The following is a 19766-nucleotide window of genomic DNA, read 5'->3' on the forward strand; positions in this document are numbered from 1 at the left end:
GGTGTAAAGGAAATGAATAAACAACTTTCATGGAAAGTTGGAGGGCAGCAAGGTGAAGGCATAGAAAGTACTGGAGAAATTTTTTCTATTGCATTAAATCGTCTGGGATATTACTTGTATGGGTATCGCCATTTTTCTTCCCGTATTAAAGGGGGCCATACAAATAATAAAATTCGAGTAAGCACAACACAGGTTCGATCAATAGCCGACGATTTGGATGTGTTAGTGGCATTTGACCAAGAAACCATTGATGTGAATTATAAAGAATTACATAAAGACGGTATTATTTTGGCCGACACCAAGTTTGATCCCAAAGCTCCTTTAGATACCGAAGCAGTACTCTATTCCGTCCCATTTACAGAAATAGCCTCTCAGCTTGGGACATCTTTGATGAAGAACATGGTAGCTATCGGCGCTTCTAGTGCTGTGCTTGGTTTAAATATTCAGGTATTTTCAGAAGTGGTTGAGGAAATATTTGGAAGAAAAGGAGCCGCTGTCGTTGAAAAGAATTTAGAAGCGATTCAAGCTGGCTATGACTTTTTAATGGAACAAATGGGTAACAAGGCTGGAGTGTTGCAGCTAGTAGAAGCTGATGGAAAAAAACGTTTATTCATGATTGGTAATGATGCGATTGCCATGGGTGCTCTGGCTGGTGGAACTCGCTTTATGGCTGCCTATCCGATTACGCCTGCCTCTGAGATAATGGAGTATTTAATTAAGCAACTGCCAAAGTTTGGAGGAGCCGTCATACAGACAGAAGATGAGATTGCTGCTTGTACGATGGCAATTGGCGCAAATTATGCAGGTGTACGCAGTTTAACAGCTTCAGCTGGTCCAGGTTTATCGCTAATGATGGAGGCAATTGGATTGTCGGGTATTACAGAAACTCCGCTTGTAATTGTCGACACACAACGTGGAGGCCCTTCGACAGGTATGCCTACAAAACAGGAACAATCCGATTTGATGGCAATGATTTATGGAACTCATGGTGAAATTCCAAAAATCGTTCTTGCACCAAGTACAGTGGAGGAAGCATTCTACGATACAGTAGAAGCTTTTAATTTAGCTGAAGAATATCAGGTTCCGGTGATTATCCTTTCCGATTTACAATTATCATTGGGTAAACAAACCGTTGAGCCTTTAGATTTTAGCAGGGTTGAGATTAGGAGAGGTAAATTAATTTCTGAGGAGTTACCTGAGCCTACTGATAAAAGTTATTTTAAGAGATATGCTGTAACGGAAGACGGGATATCACCAAGACCTCTTCCAGGAATGAAAAATGGAATCCATCATGTTACAGGCGTTGAACATGATGAGACGGGAAAACCCTCAGAGGTTGCTTCCAATCGTGTAGCTCAAATGGATAAACGAATGCGCAAAATCGAGTCTGTAAGATTTAAAGATCCAATCCATATAAATGCTGTCCATGAGAATCCAGACTTGCTATTGGTCGGATTTATTTCTACTAGAGGTGTCATTGAAGAGACGATGAAAAACCTGGCTGATGACGGGATTAAAGTCAACCATGTACATGTAAGGCTTCTTCATCCATTCCCTGCCCATGAGTTACTGCCCTATGTTCAGGATGCGAAAAAGGTAGTTGTTATCGAGAATAATGCAACAGGACAACTTGCCAACATTCTGAAAATGAATATTGGCCATGCCGAGAAGATTACGAAGCTTTTAAAATATGACGGCAATCCATTTTTGCCGTACGAAGTGTATACAAAATGCAGGGAGTTGGTTTAAATGGCTACATTTAAAGACTTTAGAAATAATGTAAAACCAAACTGGTGTCCCGGCTGTGGTGACTTCTCTGTTCAGGCCGCTATCCAGAGGGCAGCAGCTAATGTAGGTCTGGAACCGGATCAACTTGCTGTGATTTCCGGAATAGGCTGTTCAGGCCGTATTTCCGGTTATATCCAATCCTATGGGTTTCACAGTATACATGGCCGTTCTTTACCAATCGCACAGGGTGTCAAAATGGCGAATCGTGATTTAACCGTCCTTGCCTCAGGTGGAGATGGTGATGGATTTGCAATTGGCATGGGTCATACAGTACATGCGATTAGGAGAAATATTGATATCACCTATATTGTTATGGACAATCAAATATACGGTTTAACGAAGGGTCAGACATCACCGCGCTCTGCAGCCGGCTTTAAGACGAAATCTACGCCTGGAGGTTCGATTGAACAGGCGATATCTCCAATGGAAATGGCCTTGTCAGTTGGTGCGACTTTTGTGGCGCAAAGCTTTTCCAGCGACTTAAAAGATTTGACAGCATTGATTGAAGCAGGTATTCGTCATAAAGGTTTTTCTTTAATTAATGTTTTCAGTCCATGCGTGACCTATAATAAAGTGAATACGTATGATTGGTTCAAGGGTAATTTAACAAAGCTTTCAACAATTGAAGGTTACGATCCATCCAATAAAGAAGCAGCGATGCAGACGTTAATGGAGCATAAAGGCTTAGTTACCGGCTTAATTTATCAAAATACTGCTCAGCCTTCCTATCAGGAATTAATTCAGGGGTATGCTGAAAAACCTTTATCTTCTGCTGATTTGAAATTGACTCAGGAACATTTTGATAAATTGACAGCAGAATTTATGTAATTGAATAAACACCGGCCGAGTAATCGGTCGGTATTATTTTTATGTAATGTGAGGTAAGTATTCATGGAGAAATCTCTTGAAGAATGAACCCCTTGATATATCAGGGGTTTTTATTATGATTAGCAGATACCTTTGATAACGACTTATACATGGGGATTCATTCTTAGATGACAATGTAGGTTGTCTTAGTCCGGAAAAAATATTCACTTTAGTATACTTTTTTAAAAAAATATTCTTCTTATAATCAACTGTCCGCCATACGAGGAATAGCCTATTTACATAATTAAGTTAAAAATTTAAAATTTTGGTATAAACCAGGTTTTTTTAGACAGGAGTGTGTATACGGTGGATGGAAAAATGAAAGCGGTTGTAAAACATAAAAGAGGTTATGGAGCAGAACTCCAATTGATTGATATTCCTTCTGTCAAAGAGGATGAAGTGTTGATTAAAGTAAAGGCGACGTCCATATGCGGGACGGATGTCCATATTTATACTTGGGATGAATGGTCTCAACATAGGGTTAATCCTCCTTATGCATTTGGGCATGAATTCTCAGGAGAGATTGTTGAAGTGGGAAATAAAGTACAGGATTTCCAGATAGGTGATTATGTTTCCGCTGAGACACATTTAGTTTGTGGAATCTGCCCTCAATGTATGACGGGACAATATCATATATGTAAAAACACAAAGATAATTGGGGTTGATACACAGGGGTGTTTTGCTGAATATGTAGCTTTACCGGCATCTAATCTTTGGAAAAATCCTGTAGATATGCCTATAGATGTAGCTTCTATACAGGAGCCTATGGGGAATGCGGTCCACACCGTATTGTCAGGTGAAGTAGTCGGGAAAACGGTCGCTATTATCGGTTGCGGTCCAATTGGTATTATGGCAGTGGGAGTGGCAAAAGCAGCTGGGGCTTCACAGGTCATTGCGTTAGATCTTAATGATTACCGTTTAGAGCTAGCGGGTAAATTGGGCGCTACTGTGATGATTAATTCATCGAAGACAGATCCTGTTCAGGCAGTTTATGATTTAACGGGTGGCAATGGGGTTGATATTGTTTGTGAAATGAGTGGTCATCCTATAGCCATCGATCAAGGATTTAAAATGATTACGAATGGAGGCAGGTTTTCTATTTTAAGCTTACCCTCTAAGCCTGTGCCTCTCAATATTACTGATGATATCGTTTTTAAGGGGATAACCGTTCAAGGAATTACAGGGAGACAAATGTTTAAAACGTGGCAGCAGGTTTCCCGATTGCTGGAATCAGGGCAGGTTGATGTTAAACCATTAATCACCCATCACTTCCCTTTAGAAGAGTATGAAAAAGGCTTTGACCTTATGATCAAAGGTGAGTGTGGAAAAGTGATATTACTGCCGTAAAAGGGTGCTGAATGAGGAAGAGTAATAAATTTATTCAATACTATTGATATAATGCAAAAATATAGGGAATAGAAGGAATATAAGGTAAACAATTGGATGAGGAGGAAGCGATTTGAAGGGGTTTGAATACTTGCAAACAGAATTAGACGAAATGAAAGGAACAGGTTTGTTCCATCCATTAATTCCTCTGGAATCAGAACAAGGTACAAAAGTTAAGATTAATGGGGAAAATTTGATTCAATTATCATCTAACAACTATCTTGGATTGACTTCACATCCTCGTTTAAAGGATGCAGCGCTTGATGCCATTGAAGAATATGGAGTGGGAACAGGTTCGGTACGTACAATTGCCGGTACCATGGATATGCATATAGAGTTAGAAGAGAAGTTGGCGAAATTTAAACATACGGAAGCGGCTTTAGTATTTCAATCTGGATTTACAACGAATCAAGGAGTTCTATCCGCGATTCTTACACAGGAAGATGTGGTTATATCGGATGAATTAAACCATGCTTCCATAATCGATGGAATAAGACTAACAAAAGCTACACGCCGTGTTTATAAGCATGTCGATATGAACAGCTTGGAGGATGTCCTGAAAGAGACTCAATCCTATCGTAAACGCTTAGTTGTAACAGATGGTGTCTTTTCCATGGATGGCAATATCGCACCGCTACCCGAGATTGTGGAGTTAGCAGAAAAATATGATGCACTTATTATGGTCGATGATGCGCATGCCTCAGGAGTACTTGGCCAAAATGGGCGTGGAACCGTCAATCACTTCGGTTTGGATGGACGTGTTCATATTCAGGTAGGTACGTTAAGCAAGGCTATAGGGGTTCTTGGAGGATATGTGGCAAGCAGCCGTACATTGGTTGATTATTTAATTCATAAAGGCAGACCTTTCTTATTTAGTACATCACACCCGCCTGCAGTGACAATGGCTAATATAGAAGCAATTGATGTATTATTGGAAGAACCGGAATTAATTGAGCGTTTGTGGGAGAATACAAAGTTTTTCAAAGAAGGACTAGAATTTATGGGCTTTAATACCGGAAAAAGCGAAACACCGATCACTCCCATTATCGTTGGGGATGAGGCTTTGACAAATAAGCTGTCTAATAAATTAATGGAATATGGTGTATTTGCTCAGGGGATTGCATTCCCAACTGTTGCAAAGGGTCATGCACGTGTCAGGACCATTGTAACAGCAGAACATTCCAAAGAGGAGCTGGCTAAAGCATTAAATGCATTTGAAAAGGCTGGTAAAGAGCTGGGGATTATTAAATAAACTGTATGAATGGTCTTTCGAAAATAGTTATTTAAAATAATAGGCTACTTAGAGGGAACTTCAGATATCTCTAATTAACAAGTTAATAGTAATACAGAAAAGCATTAATTCATGAAGAACGTGAATTAATGCTTTTTTTAGTTAGTTAGTCTGTCGCTTGTTCCATTCTTCTCTCAGTAAACCATATACATGTACATCATGGAATGACCCAAATCTGAAGATTTCATTTCGTAATGTACCCTCCTTACTAAAATAGCATTTTTCGTAAGAGCGGATAGCATTGGTATTAAAACTGAACACCTGAAGTTTGATTTTATGGATATGGATGTAATTAAAAACAAAAGAAATTAATGTATTCATAGCATCTGTGCCAAAGCCTTTATTGTGCCACTCGTTGCCAATGGATATCCCAACAAAACACGTGCTATTCTTCCAGTTAATTGCGAATACACCACATGATCCAATAAGTTCATTTGATTCTTTCTCAAAAATACCAAACATAAACTCTTCTTTTTTCCCACTAATCGTTTTGAAAAAATTTGTGTGATCTTCAGCTGTTAATGGAAATGGAATATCATCATTTGCAAGTAATAGTGTACTATTTTCATTTTCAATTTCAGCAAAGCGCTCAAAATGATGTGGTTCCATTTGTTTCAATAAAACTGTTTTACCTGATAAATAGTTATCAAAAAATTGTTTCATGTTTTTCTCCCTTTAATAAGGGGTGCAGTCGGAGATACACTCCCTCAGATTATTTGTTGGTTAACAAAACATCGACTGCCATATGCGCGGTCATATCCACAACTCCTTTTTATTAATAGTATAACTATATCCCAAAACCAAATATTTGAAAATTACAAATAGTATTTAAAAGGATTCTCGCTTGTTTAATTACTTAGGATGAGTAACCTTTAGGGTCGATATCTCTGAAAGTAGTTTCAATGAACAAAATGAAGAAAAAGCAGTGGGGGGAAACTTGTCATTGATTCACTAGGTAATCCTATTCAGGTGGCTTTATTCTATGTAATTGTCCTATTGTGCTATCTGTTTTTTTGCTATTCTCCAACAGTCTTTAAGTGGTACAGAAAATTCATTAAGAATGATAGAACATAAAGGCTTGTTAGCTCATTGACATTGTACGTCTTATACATCCAACACGTTTGTATTTTTCTTTGTAAGGGAATGAATGAAGAAGAGAACAGAGCGGGTGTACATGAATTAGGTTAAAGGAGTACGGTTTATGAATGATAAGATAAATATAGGAAAAGAAGCTATGTCAGTGTTTAAATCTGTCGTATTGGCAATTGTTATTGTGACTTTAATGCGTCAGTTTGTTTTTACGCCAACTACTGTGAGGGGAGAATCTATGCTTCCCAGTCTCGAGGATGGAAATCGGGTTATCTTAAGTAAAATGACAACGATTAACCGTTTTGATGAGGTCGTATTTCATGCAACAGATTCATCTGATAGTTATGTAAAACGTGTAATTGGTCTTCCAGGAGATACTGTTGAGATGAAGAATGATGTTCTATATATCAATGGAAAAGCGGTTGATGAACCTTATCTGGTGGAATTTAAGAAGGATTTACAAGAGAGGGAACGTCTGACTGAAGATTTTACATTGAAGAATTTGACAGGTAAACAAAAAGTTCCAAAGGGACAAATGTTTGTTCTTGGAGATAATCGCTTGTACAGTAAAGATAGCAGGATATTTGGTTTTGTGCCGATGGATCGAATTATTGGTGAAGTGAAACTGCGCATTTGGCCAATAAGTGATATTGGTTTTGCGAAGTAACATGAATAGTGTTGTTGGAGGATGTTTGTCTGCCTTATATCAAAGAATACATTGGTATAACGCAGACAAACATTTTTTTTGGAGACATATGTGATTGATTTAGGGATTGTTTAGAAAGACAAATGCTCTTAAGTAATAGGAAGAACCAAAAAAATTGTATATATGCCTGTACAGGTATTTTTATCTGCATGTTTATCCCAAAAAAGGCTATTTTACACTTCATATTGAGAAATTTGCCCAAAACCATTATACTAAATGAATGTGACAACGATAGTTTTAAAAATGATTGCAATACAGTTTGTAATTGTTATTTTTGAGTTTAGTGCTTTTATAATTGTGTTTATGAGTGGTTTGGTCTATTTAATAATATATATAGATTTAATCAATAAGTGTGGATACATGGAAGGGGATTTATATGAACGAGCAGCAACGATTGGATACGACGACCGCTGTTAAAAATGACAAAAAGCAAGAGAAAGATTATAGCAAGTATTTTGAAACGGTTTACATGCCACCATCCTTAAAAGATGCTAAGAAACGCGGAAAAGAAGCGATTAATTATCATAAGGATTTTAATATTAATGAACAATTCCGTGGTATGGGTGAAGGACGCAAGTTTTATATCCGTACGTACGGTTGCCAAATGAATGAGCATGATACTGAAGTTATGTCCGGTATCTTTTTAGCTCTTGGATATGAACCAACTGACAGCGTGGAGGATGCCAATGTAATTTTATTGAATACATGTGCCATTCGAGAAAATGCTGAAAATAAAGTGTTCGGTGAACTTGGCCATTTAAAAGCATTGAGAAAAAATAAGCCTGATTTATTGCTTGGTGTATGTGGATGTATGTCACAGGAAGAATCTGTTGTGAATAAAATTTTACAAAAGCATGCCTTTGTAGATATGATATTTGGAACACATAATATCCATCGTTTACCGGAAATACTGATGGAAGCATATATGTCCAAAGAAATGGTTATTGAGGTTTGGTCCAAGGAAGGGGATATTATTGAGAACCTTCCAAAAGTAAGAAAAGGAAACATCAAGGCTTGGGTTAATATTATGTATGGCTGTGATAAGTTCTGTACGTACTGTATTGTTCCATTTACACGTGGAAAGGAACGGAGCCGCAGACCTGAAGATATCATTCAGGAGGTTCGTCAGCTGGCTGCTCAAGGATATCAGGAAATCACATTGCTTGGGCAAAATGTAAATGCATACGGTAAGGACTTTGAAGATATCGACTATCGTCTAGGCGATTTAATGGAAGAAATTCGTAAAATCGATATCCCGCGTGTGCGCTTCACGACAAGTCACCCTCGTGATTTTGATGATCATTTGATTGAAGTTCTGGCTAAGGGCGGAAACATGATGGATCATATCCATTTGCCTGTTCAATCCGGTAATAATGATGTCTTAAAAATCATGGCTCGTAAATACACTCGTGAACAATACTTGGAATTGGTTCGTAAAATCAAGGAAGCAATCCCTAACGTCACACTGACAACTGATATTATAGTTGGCTATCCGAATGAAACGGACGAACAGTTTGAAGAAACGATGTCTCTTTATAAAGAAGTTGGATATGACTTGGCTTATACATTTATTTATTCTCCGCGTGAAGGTACACCAGCCGCAAAAATGAAGGATAATGTTCCGATGGAAGTCAAAAAAGAGCGTCTTCAACGCTTGAATGCACTGGTAAACGAAACAGCCAACAAAAAAAATCAATTATATAAAGGCCAGATTCTCGATGTTTTAGTTGAAGGGGAAAGCAAAAACAATCCGGATGTACTGGCAGGATACACAACTAAAAATAAATTAGTTAACTTTAGAGCTCCAAAATCTGTTATCGGTAAAATTGTAAAAGTAAAAATTACAAATGCTAAAACATGGTCACTTGATGGTGAGTATGTGGAAGAAACAAATGAGGTAGAGGTGGGAGTTTAAAAATGGGGAACTACACGAAAGAACAAATTATTGACAAAGCAAAAGACTTGGCTAAAATGATCTCAACGACTAATGAAGTTGATTTCTTTAAACGAGCGGAAGCACAAATCAATGAAAATAAAAATGTAGCTGAGTTAATGTCAGTAATCAAGGGGTTACAAAAGCAATCGGTCAACTTCCAACATTATGGAAAGACAGAAGCCTTTAAAAAGACAGAGGAAAAATTAGCGAAGGTAGAACGTGAATTGGATGAAATTCCGATTGTCCAGGAATTCAAACAATCGCAGATGGAAGTTAATGATCTTCTGCAGATGGTAGCTAATGTCATCTCAAATACAGTGACAGATGAAATCATTAAAGCAACTAATGGTGATTTGTTACGTGGGGAAACTGGCTCAAAAGTAAAAAATAATTCTCACAGCCATAGCTGCTAATTTTAGAAAGCCATACATTACTCCTTTATTAAAAAGGTGTGATGTGTGGCTTTTTTACTTATTTAATAATATGGATTCATTTACACATACTAAGCAAAAAGGAAGATGTAATTTGTCTTCCATTCAAAGGACAGTCAGGATGCTGAAAAAAATAATTATATATTTCATTAACGGTCTTTTACTGTTTAGTACCTTTATAGGCTTGCTTTTAGTATGGGTGAATTATGATATTAAAGCGGGAAGAGAAGCGGCGGAAGCAGGTAGCCAACCTCATACCTATCCAATTCGTAACAGTAATTTTGGATTGTACACGGATTGGAAAACTTTTTATCCTCAGTTTTCAAAAGATATTTTAGAGGCTAAGGAATATGTGTATATTCATTATTTTTCAATTGGTAGCGGTGAAGCAAGCGAAAAATTTTTCGATTTATTGAAGAAAAAGGCGAATCAAGGAGTCGAAGTTTATTATTCGGTAGACCGAGCAGGCTCTTTAAAGGGTAAGAATGATTGGTTTGATGAACTGAGAAAAGCAGGGGTGCATATAACCTATAGCAATGATCCTCATTTTCCTCATATTTGGTACTCCATCCAGCATAGAAATCATCGTCGAATAGCTGTGATAGATGGGAAAATCGGATACACAGGCGGACTTAATGTAGCACAAAAATATACAAAGAATACATGGCATGATTATCAGATCCGTATGACAGGTGAGGGTGTTCAGGACTTTGAACAACAATTTTGCGAGGATTGGAAGGTAAATACAGGTAACTCTCCACCTATACATAAGGTTGACTTGGAAAAAGGAGAAACCAATCATTATTTGAAGGTATATTCAAGTGGATTTGGCTTGGTTGAGGATTTTATTCAAGAATTCGATGCGGCAAAAAAACAAATTATAATTGCGACCCCCTATTTTATTCCAGATAATCGTGATTTTATGGATGCTTTAAAACGGGCAAGAAAACGTGATGTGGAGGTTATCATCATGTGGCCCAAACATTCAGATGGATTAATGTTAACCCAGGCTGCGTATCCTTTTGTCAGAGAAGCACTCGAAAACGGAATGAAGGTATACCAATATGATAAAGGAATTTTCCATGGGAAGGTTGTCCTAGTAGATTATGAAAGATTAATGACTGGAACAGTCAACATCGATTCACGTTCATTTAGGTTGAATGATGAAATGACTTTATTTATGAAATCATCACCATTTAGTCAAACGGTTCAAAAACAATTAGATGTAGATCTCGGGGATTCAAAGGAAATTAAATTAGATTATTTTGATAACCTTAAAATGAAAGATAAAATACTGATGAAAATTGCCAAATGTGTACATTATTATCTATAATAGAAGTAACTTCTAAGAAACGGATCATTGTAATGATCCGTTTTTTTTAGGACTTTGGAAAGGAGAAATAAGAATGCCAAAAATAAAATGGGGTATTTTAAGTACGGCAGATATTGGGCAAACTCAAGTGATTCCCGCCATTAAACGTTCTGTCCATGGAGAGGCAACAGCGATTGCCAGCCAAAGTCAAAAGGCTAAAGATGTGGCTGCAAGCTTGGAGATTCCGAGGACATATGATTCATACGAAGAATTATTAGCGGATCCTGAAATACAAGCTGTTTATATTCCATTACCAAATCATTTGCATGCAAAATGGACAATGGAAGCAGCAAAAGCTGGTAAACATGTGTTGGTTGAGAAGCCAGCTGCTTTGACAGAGGCAGAAACAATTGAAATGATGAATGCGTGTGAGCGTTATGGTGTGAAAATGATGGAAGCGTTCATGTACCAATTTCATGCCCAACATAAACGTGTAAAAGATATTATTAAAACGGGAGAAATAGGCGAGGTAAAGTATATGTATGCCAGTCATTCGTTTTTATTAAGTGATGATGAGGATAATATTCGTTTATCTTCGGAAAAAGGGGGAGGGGCCCTATATGACGTTGGCTGTTATAATATCCATGCTATCAGGCATATTTTAGGAGCTGAACCAATAGAAATAATGGGCTTTGCAGATCTGAATAATCCTTATGATGTAGACTTAACTACCACAGCGCATATGACGATGGATAATGGTGTGCGAGCGATGTTTGATTGCAGTTTTGAAATGACTAATCGAAATGAATACCGCGTGGTTGGCACTCTAGGAGAGATTATATGCAGAAATGCTTATCGTCCAGATCTTGTTGGACATCAAGGGGAATTATTGGTTAAAAGCGGAGGGGAGACCCGAAAAGAAGTGATTATGTGTGATCAATATATGATGCAAGTGGATCATTTTGCAGAATGTATACTTAACGATCAAACCCCAGCATATACGCCATTGGATACCGTGCAAAATATGAAAATAATTGAAGCTTGTTATAAATCAATCAAAGATCAAAGTATTGTTAAGTTGTAACTTTTAATTGAGGTCTGTTAAGTGCGAAACATAAGTTTTTTCTGTGAGTATATGAAAGAAGAGTTTAGACAGATCAACATTGATTATACTTACTATATACTGCCAGACGAGCAAAATTTCCAGTTTGTGTATCCAGTTGTGGAAGAGCTGGTTATGTAAAAAACAAAGAAGTGGAAAGAGGCATTCAGGATCTTGGATGCCTCTTTAAGTTTTCAAACCAATGATTAAGGCTAAATGGCAACCCAGTGTCCGGCAGACACTTCCACTAGTTTTGTGTTTTCAACATTATACTCTTTTTTCTCTGTTTTAATTGATCCATCATTTTTTCTTTTTTGTGTTTCAATCTTTGGATCCGGGATAGGGATCGAGGCCAATAACGATTTTGTGTAATCATGCTGAGGGTTAGAATATAATTCTTCACTTTCGGCCAACTCTACTATTTTTCCTTTATACATGACGGCTACCCTATCGCTAATGTGTTTAACCATGGAAAGGTCATGAGCGATGAACAGGTAGGTGAGACCGAGCCGTTGTTGCAAATCTTCCATCAATTCAACGATCTGTGCTTGGATGGAGACATCGAGGGCTGATAATGGCTCGTCACACACGATGAAGGCAGGGTCGACTGCTAATGCCCTGGCGATACCGATTCGTTGTCTTTGCCCTCCAGAGAATTCATGCGGATATCTCATCGCGAATGCAGGATCCAAACCAACCATATCAAGCAAAGTCTCAACCCGTTTCTTTCGATTTGATTTATTGGTGGCGAGATGATGGACATCCAGTGCTTCACCTATGATATCCAATACCCGCATCCTTGGATTGAGAGAAGCATAAGGATCTTGAAAGATCATTTGCATATGACGCCGCATGATGAGCATTTCATTAGGAGAAAAGTCGTTTAGCGCCATACCTTTAAAAAGAATATCCCCTCCGGTAGGGGTATGTAATTGAAGGATTGAGCGTCCGGTAGTGGATTTACCGCTTCCTGATTCGCCGACGATTCCTAATGTTTCCCCAGCTTTAATACTGAAAGAAATATCATCTACTGCTTTTATTGTATTGCCTTTGCCAATATCGAAGTATTGCTTAAGATTGCGCACTTCCAGCAACGGGACATCTTCAGTATTTCTGATTATATTAGGTACCGGTTTCAATTTCTTCTTTTCATTTAGTTTCGGAAGTGCATGAAGTAACTTCTTTGTATAAGGGTGAGTGGGTGAGGTAAAGATTTTCTCTGTCGAACCAGTCTCTACAATTTCCCCGTTTTGCATGACGGCTACTCGGTCGCACATTCCAGCTACTACACCAAAGTCATGCGTGATTAAAATGATTGAAGTTCCGAACTTTTCTTGCATCTTCTTCATTAGATTAAGGATTTGCGCCTGAATGGTGACGTCAAGAGCAGTTGTAGGTTCATCTGCTATTAGCAAAGACGGTCGGCATGCCAATGCTATTGCAATCATTACCCGCTGTCTCATTCCCCCAGAAAATTCATGAGGATACTGTTCATAGCGAATTTCGCTGTCCTTAATACCGACCAATTCCAACATATCGAGCGCTTGGTTTTTGGCTTGTTTATCGGATAGATTTTCGTGTTTTATTAATCCTTCTGCAATCTGATCTCCGATTTTCATGGTCGGATTCAAAGATGTCATTGGATCTTGGAATATCATTCCGATATCGCGTCCACGAATGACCTCCATTTCTTTTTCTGAGTATTTCCCAATATCTTTTCCGTTAAAGAGAACCGTTCCGTTCTTTCGTCTGGCGCTCACTGGTAACAGCTGCATGATTGAACGTGCAGTGACGCTTTTACCACTGCCTGATTCACCGACAATTCCTAAGGTTTCTCCTTTATTAAGTGAAAAGCTGATATTTTGTACAGCTTGAAATTCCTGTTCTTCTTGTTCAAAAGATACCGATAAGTGTTGCACTTGCAATAATGAATTCATCAAAAGACACCTGCCAAATCATCATATTGGTCCAAAAAAGGCTAATGGATATATTTCCTCGTACTGTTGACTTTTACCAATTGCTAAAATAAAATATACTATACCACTCGGAAAAGTGCAATTATTCTTAAATCTTTTGTTTATACGAATGATTATATGTATTCGGCTAAATGCTGAAGGAAAAAAGGAGGGGATATTATTGATTAATGAGCAGGAGTGGAAGGGGAACCATTCTTTTGTACAGAGGATAGATCAAATTTTTAGGAAAATGATGGCTAACTCTGCATATAAAAGTTTCCTCCTGATTTTGGGGGCTCCGCTCTTTTTAATTGTTATGTTTTATTATCTTTTCAAAAGAAACAAAGGTAGTTATACAGCTGCAGAAGCAGAGCTAAAGCAATCCCTTATCGATTCTGGCCATTTCACTGCTTTTAAGAAGGACTATCAGGATCAGCTTAGAAAAAAGCGGGATTTCTTTGACAAGAAAGTAGACGATAAGGAGATTGAGCAAAAAGCAACCCAACTTGCCGAGCATCGATTAAATGTCTATATATCAGAGTTAATGGTCTCTTCGACTCGCGATGATAGTGAACCGTGGAAAGGGAAGATGCAGTTCGAGGATGTATTTTCTGTATTGCTCCGCGAAAGGTGGTTCTTCTTCATTTCCTTCATTGCTGGTTTTTTTATGTACATATTGATGTTTATCTTTAGTTACCCTTATGTAAAATACGTGATGGAACGTTTAATCATGACTATTTTCGTTGTTTTGGGTGTAAGTATACTTGTCTTTACGATTTTGTATATTTCACCGTTCAATCCTGCTGCTAACATATTGGGAGAAACGGCAACGAAGGAGCAGATTGCCGCATTCAATACTTTGCATGGATTGGATCAGCCCTACTTTATTCAATTACGAGACACCATAATCGGAATCTTCACTTTTGATCTAGGTAGTTCTTTTGCTGGAAATGAAGACGTGATATCTTCCATTATGCGTAAGTTTCCAATTACATTGACGATCGCCGTCTTTTCTTTATTGCTCGCAGTACTGGTCGCATTACCAACCGGAATCATTTCGGCTATCAGAAGGAATACAATCTTTGATCATTCTTTTATGTTAATTGCCTTGCTTGGACTATCAATTCCGAGTTTCTGGCAAGGGCTGATCTTCATATTGGGCTTCTCGGTTCATTTAGAATGGCTACCTGCAACGTATCGTGCTAACAATTGGCTTTCGCTAATCATGCCTGTCGTGGTACTTGGAACAGGACTGACAGCTGCAGTTGCCAGAATGACCAGGTCATCGACACTTGAAGTCATACATGAAGATTATATGTTGACGGCAAGGGCAAAAGGTTTAAGTGGAAAAAGAGTTGTCATGAGACATGCAGTACCAAATGCTCTTATCCCAATTATTACGGTGATAGGACTACAATTTGGAGGAATGCTCGGAGGGGCAGCAGTCACAGAAAAAGTGTTTAATATCAGCGGTCTGGGCAGTTATATTGTCGATAAACAATTTATACCGGATGTGCCGGCAGTAATGGGCGCTGTCATCTATACAGCCATTATCATTTCTATTGTTAATATGTTCATCGATATCTTGTATGCATTCTTTGATCCGCGGATTCGGCATAAGATGAAACAATACTAAAGCAGGTGTATGAAATGAATAGTTTAAAAGCTTCACAGGAATATAGACAGGCGAAGTTCGCTTTAGGTATTTCTTTGATACTTACAATCATTTTTCTGCTAAATGTCTATGATTTCAAAAGTATGGAAAGTAGAGGATTTTTCTTATGGATGTTTGGGATTTATACCTGCTTTACTGCCATACAGGGCATTTTGCTGAGGAGAATGAAAATAGACTTACTGGAAAAAGGAGATATTTCGATTATTACCAGGAGGTTGGGGATTATTCAACTGGCAAGTCTATTCAGCGGGAATGTCTTTTTGACAGCAGCTGCGTTGATCTTGATTAAAAAGAAGAAAAATCTCTATTACTCTCTTGGAATTTATATGCTATTGGTTGATTGCTTTGTAATAGGTGTTTCTGCCCTTAATTTGTTTAAACCGTATGTGTCAAACAGTTTTATGACAGGAATGGCTACCTTGATTGCGATAACATTGTTCCATCTGTTAGGTGTTTTGTTGCTCCTGAAAGGGAGACTGCATAAGAAGGCATCCATCGTTGTCGCTATTTTCTTTCTGTTGAGCACCCTTACCGGAAATCTGTTTTCTCTAGTGTTTGGAATAACGATCCTACTAAGGGCTAGAAATCTGCAGTATGGTGTTAAGACAGAGTGGGAATCAATATGGGAAAGGTTATCAAAGCATTTTGCAGCGATGCTGAGTTTGTTTTTTATCATCTTTCTGTTCATGATTTCAGTGTGCAGTATGTTTACTTTTGAAATGAGTCTTGCAATCGAAAATAATTACGGAGCAATCTTGCAATCTCCGAGTCTCGTTTATCCATTCGGTACGGATAATTTCGGCAGGGACGTTTTTTCCAGGCTTGTATTCGGTGCTAGAATATCACTCATTGTTGGTTTCCTGGCTACCCTTATTCCTGTATTGATCGGAGGATTCCTAGGTGCCATCTCAGGCTATTATGGCAGACATACTGATAATATCATCATGCGGCTTTTAGATATTTTATATGCTATCCCAGGTATTTTGCTGGCGATTACAATCATTGCTGCCTTTGGAGCTAATACTGTTAATTTGATTATCGCCTTAAGCGTAGGGGCTATTCCTACATATGCCAGGACGATGCGCGCTAATGTGCTCCAGGTTTCTAATTATGAATTTGTAGAGGCTTCGAGGGCTCTTGGAGTAAAGGATCGTGCCATCATTTTCAAACATATCATCCCTAACTCCATGGCTCCTATGATCGTGAAATCCACTTTAACAATAGGTGCAGCTGTCATATCGACAAGCAGCTTAAGTTATCTTGGACTTGGGGTTGAACCACATATACCAGAATGGGGAAATATTTTGCGAATTGGAAGCGCCTACTTGGAATCTAATCCTTATCTTGCTATTTTTCCTGGAGTAGCAATCGTTTTGCTTGTGTTGTCATTCAATTTTCTTGGGGATGGTCTGAGGGATGCACTTGATCCTAAGCTTGATCGATCATCCTGATTATGAAAAGAAGCTTTATCAAATATGAATCATTTGGGGGAGTTTTTTTGAAGATAAAAGGATTTATGCCGTTATTGCTTGTATTCTTATTGGTTCTTAGCGCATGCACAGTCCAAACAAAAGATGATGTAAGTAATAAAGTTAATGATGGTGAAAAAAAGGAAGCTATTGAGATTGAAATATTGAGTACGAGTGCCAACGAGTCAGATGTAAATATTCTTCGTGATCAACTTACGAAAAATGGATTTGAAGTCAAATTGAATCTTCAACCGGATTTCGGAAGCTTTAAAGCACAGGAAGATGCAGGCAATTTCGATGTGTCTATGTCGAGTTGGACCACAGTTACGGGTAATCCGGATTATGCGGTGCGATCGTTGTTTATAACAGGAGGGGATTATAGCATTATATCAGATCCTAAATTGGATAAATTGATTAATAAAGCATCTACTCAAACTCCAGAAGAATATAAAGGAACCTACAAAGAGTTAGAAGACCACCTTGTATTTGAAAAGGCTTATATTGCTCCTTTGTATATATCCAACAAAAATCAAGCGGTTAATACAGATATATTAAAGGAAAAATCCGTACGTTTGTCGAAGTCGCGGGCCTTGGCGTGGGATTCAATTGATTTTGCCGATACTACAAAGCGTGATAAGGAACCTTTGAAATTGACACAGTCGATGTCTACGCTAACTTCTCTTGATCCAATCAAAGGGAATGATGGTTCCATCAACCAATTGAATACGAATATGTATATACGTTTGGTGAATTTGACTGACGATGATAAAATCACCTCGGATGCATCCTTATCGTTGAATCATGCCATTGCTGAAGGAAATACGGAATATTATTTTGTACTCAGAAATGACATTCGGTTTGCTAAAGTAGAAAATAAAAAGGCAGTTGACTCAGGTGAAAGAGTCGGAGCAGAAGATGTCATATTTTCCTTGAATCGTGCGAAAGACAAAGATTCCGTACCGGACCACAGAACATACAGCTTGCATGAGCATATCAAGAAAGTAGAAATCGTTGAGGACGTGGCGAGCCTTGAATCAGTGAAGCTTTCCAATGAGAAAGGCACCGTAAAGGACGCTCTTAATAAAGATCTGGAAAGTGAAATAACGGGACTAGTCAAAGCAAAAGAGGATGCCGATCAAAAAAATGGGAAGTATCAAGTCGTAAAAATGACAACAACTGAGCCATTCCCACAGGTGTTGAATTATCTGGCCCACCAATCTGCAGGAATTGTTTCGAAAAAACAAGTTGAAAGCATCAATACTTATGATGTAGCTTCTTTCGATGTCAAGAAAGATATCCCTTATGGAGATCAAAGTACGGTAACCGAGGGCAGCCAATATAATAACACGTTATATACAAGCGGACCTTATATAATGCTGTACAAAAATGACTATGAAGCTGTATTCCAAAAGAACCCTGCTTATATGGAAGGGGGAGAATACGAACCATATATTAATAGAGTTTCCGTACGATTTATCAAAGACCCTGATAGCGCATTTAGTGCACTACGAAGCAGTGAAATCGACATGCTATCCGGTGTACCAGAAACAAAGTTTGATATTCTTAAGGAAGACAGCAAGATGAAACTACAAAGCATCCAGAGTAATGCCGTTTCTTACTTGTTATTTAACACGAAAAATCGTGATGTTGCACAAAGTGAGAACTTAAGAAAGGCAGTTCTTTATTCCATTAATCAGGATGAGTTCATTCAATTCTATAAAGGCGATAAAGCAAAGGCTATTTCAACCGTCAGCCCGCTTGTTGATACAGGTAACGAATTATCCCCTGATGCTGAAAAAGTCAAAAAAGCTTTAGAAGCCTATCGCTCTGAAAAGTAAATAGAAACAAAAAAAGAATCCCGAAAAGGATTCTTTTTTGTTCAGTATGACTGATTAAGAATATATTCTGTATATACAAAATACGAAACTGGGAAAGGAAAACAAACTGATTTTCTATCGCCGGGTTCAATTATGGTATTGATTAGTTATAGGTATTTATAATTTACCAGCCTCTCGAAGCCCCGCCGCCGCCAGATGAACCGCCACCGCCGCCGCGATTTCCACCTCCACGACCTCCGCCGTTCCTTGAAAATGCAGACAGAATGTGAAGAAGCATATAAGTAAATGTACCACCAAAGAAAGTCATATCAATAATGATAAATGTAACAAGTGCAGCTCCTATTAATAGTTTTTTCCAGGTCGCCATACCGCCTTCATTATTTACTTCGGAGACATAAGCTTTCGAATCGGTTGATTCATTTAGTTGATATTCCTGAGAGACGACATTAAATAATTCCTTATACGTATTGATGACAGCCTCGTTAGGTTGGTTAGATTGCATATATGGAATAGTATACGTGTCCAATATTCTGCCAACCTTTCCATCAGGCAATGCCCCTTCAAGACCGTATCCAACTTCAATACGGGCTTTTCTATCCTTATTCGCTATTAATAAAAGGACACCATTATTAAGTTCCTTATCACCTAGCTCATATGTACGGAAGGCATCCAGTGCGTATTCTTCAGGTGTTTGATTATCTAAAGTATTTACGGTTAACACAGCAATTTGGGCTTTTGTTTGATCTTCCAATGTACGACCTAACTGAATCAACTGTTGTTTCTCACTGTCATCTAATAGATTGGCGAAATCCTGAACGTAAATATCCCCTTGTGGTTTGGGAACAGCTGCGGACACTGGACTTCCAATCAAGCTGACCAATAAGAATAAGAAAGTCGCCATTGAGTGGAGAATTCTTTTAA

Annotated in this window: 15 protein-coding genes; 12 read left to right on the forward strand and 3 right to left on the reverse strand. The window is 38.2% G+C overall.

All coding sequences use genetic code 11. The annotated features are described in order from the left end of the window. The first annotated feature begins 12 nt into the window (after positions 1–12). From F7984_RS07230 to F7984_RS07245, 4 genes are all read left to right on the forward strand, one after another. On the forward strand, positions 13–1749 hold the full coding sequence (locus F7984_RS07230; protein ID WP_066100246.1) for a 2-oxoacid:acceptor oxidoreductase subunit alpha: 1737 nt from the start codon (positions 13–15) through the stop codon (positions 1747–1749). Then, a complete protein-coding gene (locus F7984_RS07235) occupies positions 1750–2616 on the forward strand; it encodes a 2-oxoacid:ferredoxin oxidoreductase subunit beta (RefSeq protein ID WP_066100243.1) in 867 nt (288 codons plus the stop codon). 345 nt (positions 2617–2961) lie between these two features. Further along, a complete protein-coding gene (gene tdh / locus F7984_RS07240) occupies positions 2962–4002 on the forward strand; it encodes an L-threonine 3-dehydrogenase (RefSeq protein ID WP_140461291.1) in 1041 nt (346 codons plus the stop codon). 112 nt (positions 4003–4114) lie between these two features. Continuing rightward, a complete protein-coding gene (locus F7984_RS07245; protein WP_066100241.1) occupies positions 4115–5293 on the forward strand; it encodes a glycine C-acetyltransferase in 1179 nt (392 codons plus the stop codon). Positions 5294–5434: 141 nt separating this feature from the next. Here the strand turns inward: F7984_RS07245 and F7984_RS07250 are convergent, their stop codons facing one another. Beyond that, positions 5435–5995, reverse strand: coding sequence for a GNAT family N-acetyltransferase (locus F7984_RS07250; RefSeq protein ID WP_066100238.1), 561 nt, complete (start codon positions 5993–5995; stop codon positions 5435–5437). Between the two features lie 538 nt (positions 5996–6533). Between F7984_RS07250 and lepB the strand changes: the two genes are divergently transcribed. From lepB to F7984_RS07275, 5 genes are all read left to right on the forward strand, one after another. Continuing rightward, the gene (lepB, locus tag F7984_RS07255; protein ID WP_066100235.1) at positions 6534–7088 is read left to right on the forward strand and encodes a signal peptidase I; all 555 of its coding nucleotides are present in this window, start codon (positions 6534–6536) and stop codon (positions 7086–7088) included. A gap of 415 nt (positions 7089–7503) precedes the next feature. After that, positions 7504–9042 (forward strand): tRNA (N6-isopentenyl adenosine(37)-C2)-methylthiotransferase MiaB, encoded by a 1539-nt coding sequence (gene miaB, locus F7984_RS07260; protein WP_066100232.1) that lies wholly within the window; start codon positions 7504–7506, stop codon positions 9040–9042. Between the two features lie 2 nt (positions 9043–9044). Beyond that, on the forward strand, positions 9045–9476 hold the full coding sequence (locus F7984_RS07265) for a YlbF/YmcA family competence regulator (protein ID WP_066100229.1): 432 nt from the start codon (positions 9045–9047) through the stop codon (positions 9474–9476). A gap of 139 nt (positions 9477–9615) precedes the next feature. Continuing rightward, complete coding sequence (locus F7984_RS07270) at positions 9616–10827, forward strand: phospholipase D-like domain-containing protein (protein WP_066102251.1); 1212 nt, start codon at positions 9616–9618, stop codon at positions 10825–10827. 73 nt (positions 10828–10900) lie between these two features. After that, positions 10901–11890: a Gfo/Idh/MocA family protein gene (locus F7984_RS07275; protein ID WP_066100226.1), complete on the forward strand. Its 990-nt coding sequence runs from the start codon at positions 10901–10903 to the stop codon at positions 11888–11890. Between the two features lie 230 nt (positions 11891–12120). Here F7984_RS07275 and F7984_RS07280 read toward each other — a convergent pair whose 3' ends face one another. Continuing rightward, entirely contained in the window at positions 12121–13845 is a 1725-nt protein-coding gene (locus tag F7984_RS07280) for an ABC transporter ATP-binding protein (RefSeq protein WP_066100223.1), read from the reverse strand. A gap of 202 nt (positions 13846–14047) precedes the next feature. Here F7984_RS07280 and F7984_RS07285 point away from each other — a divergent pair, with 202 nt between their 5' ends. From F7984_RS07285 to F7984_RS07295, 3 genes are read left to right on the forward strand one after another with little or no spacing between them, the layout of a single operon-like run. Then, positions 14048–15499 (forward strand): ABC transporter permease, encoded by a 1452-nt coding sequence (locus F7984_RS07285; protein WP_373925463.1) that lies wholly within the window; start codon positions 14048–14050, stop codon positions 15497–15499. Between the two features lie 14 nt (positions 15500–15513). Next, on the forward strand, positions 15514–16989 hold the full coding sequence (locus F7984_RS07290; RefSeq protein ID WP_139063783.1) for an ABC transporter permease: 1476 nt from the start codon (positions 15514–15516) through the stop codon (positions 16987–16989). Between the two features lie 47 nt (positions 16990–17036). Then, positions 17037–18845, forward strand: a complete 1809-nt coding sequence (locus tag F7984_RS07295; protein WP_375138403.1) for an ABC transporter substrate-binding protein — start codon at positions 17037–17039, stop codon at positions 18843–18845. A 163-nt stretch (positions 18846–19008) separates the two neighbouring features. On the opposite strand, the gene F7984_RS07300 is transcribed toward F7984_RS07295, so the two are convergent. Beyond that, positions 19009–19746 (reverse strand): TPM domain-containing protein, encoded by a 738-nt coding sequence (locus F7984_RS07300; RefSeq protein ID WP_225983673.1) that lies wholly within the window; start codon positions 19744–19746, stop codon positions 19009–19011. Positions 19747–19766 lie beyond the last annotated feature (20 nt).

This window comes from Pradoshia sp. D12, assembly GCF_008935075.1.
Lineage (GTDB): Bacteria > Bacillota > Bacilli > Bacillales > Pradoshiaceae > Pradoshia.

Coding starts and splice junctions, on each gene's coding strand:
- F7984_RS07230 (WP_066100246.1), top strand. CDS start 13: ATGAATAAACAACTTTCATGGAAAGTTGGAGGGCAGCAAGGTGAAGGC.
- F7984_RS07235 (WP_066100243.1), top strand. CDS start 1,750: ATGGCTACATTTAAAGACTTTAGAAATAATGTAAAACCAAACTGGTGT.
- F7984_RS07250 (WP_066100238.1), bottom strand. CDS start 5,995: ATGAAACAATTTTTTGATAACTATTTATCAGGTAAAACAGTTTTATTG.
- lepB (WP_066100235.1), top strand. CDS start 6,534: ATGAATGATAAGATAAATATAGGAAAAGAAGCTATGTCAGTGTTTAAA.
- miaB (WP_066100232.1), top strand. CDS start 7,504: ATGAACGAGCAGCAACGATTGGATACGACGACCGCTGTTAAAAATGAC.
- F7984_RS07265 (WP_066100229.1), top strand. CDS start 9,045: ATGGGGAACTACACGAAAGAACAAATTATTGACAAAGCAAAAGACTTG.
- F7984_RS07270 (WP_066102251.1), top strand. CDS start 9,616: ATGCTGAAAAAAATAATTATATATTTCATTAACGGTCTTTTACTGTTT.
- F7984_RS07275 (WP_066100226.1), top strand. CDS start 10,901: ATGCCAAAAATAAAATGGGGTATTTTAAGTACGGCAGATATTGGGCAA.
- F7984_RS07280 (WP_066100223.1), bottom strand. CDS start 13,845: ATGAATTCATTATTGCAAGTGCAACACTTATCGGTATCTTTTGAACAA.
- F7984_RS07290 (WP_139063783.1), top strand. CDS start 15,514: ATGAATAGTTTAAAAGCTTCACAGGAATATAGACAGGCGAAGTTCGCT.
- F7984_RS07300 (WP_225983673.1), bottom strand. CDS start 19,746: ATGGCGACTTTCTTATTCTTATTGGTCAGCTTGATTGGAAGTCCAGTG.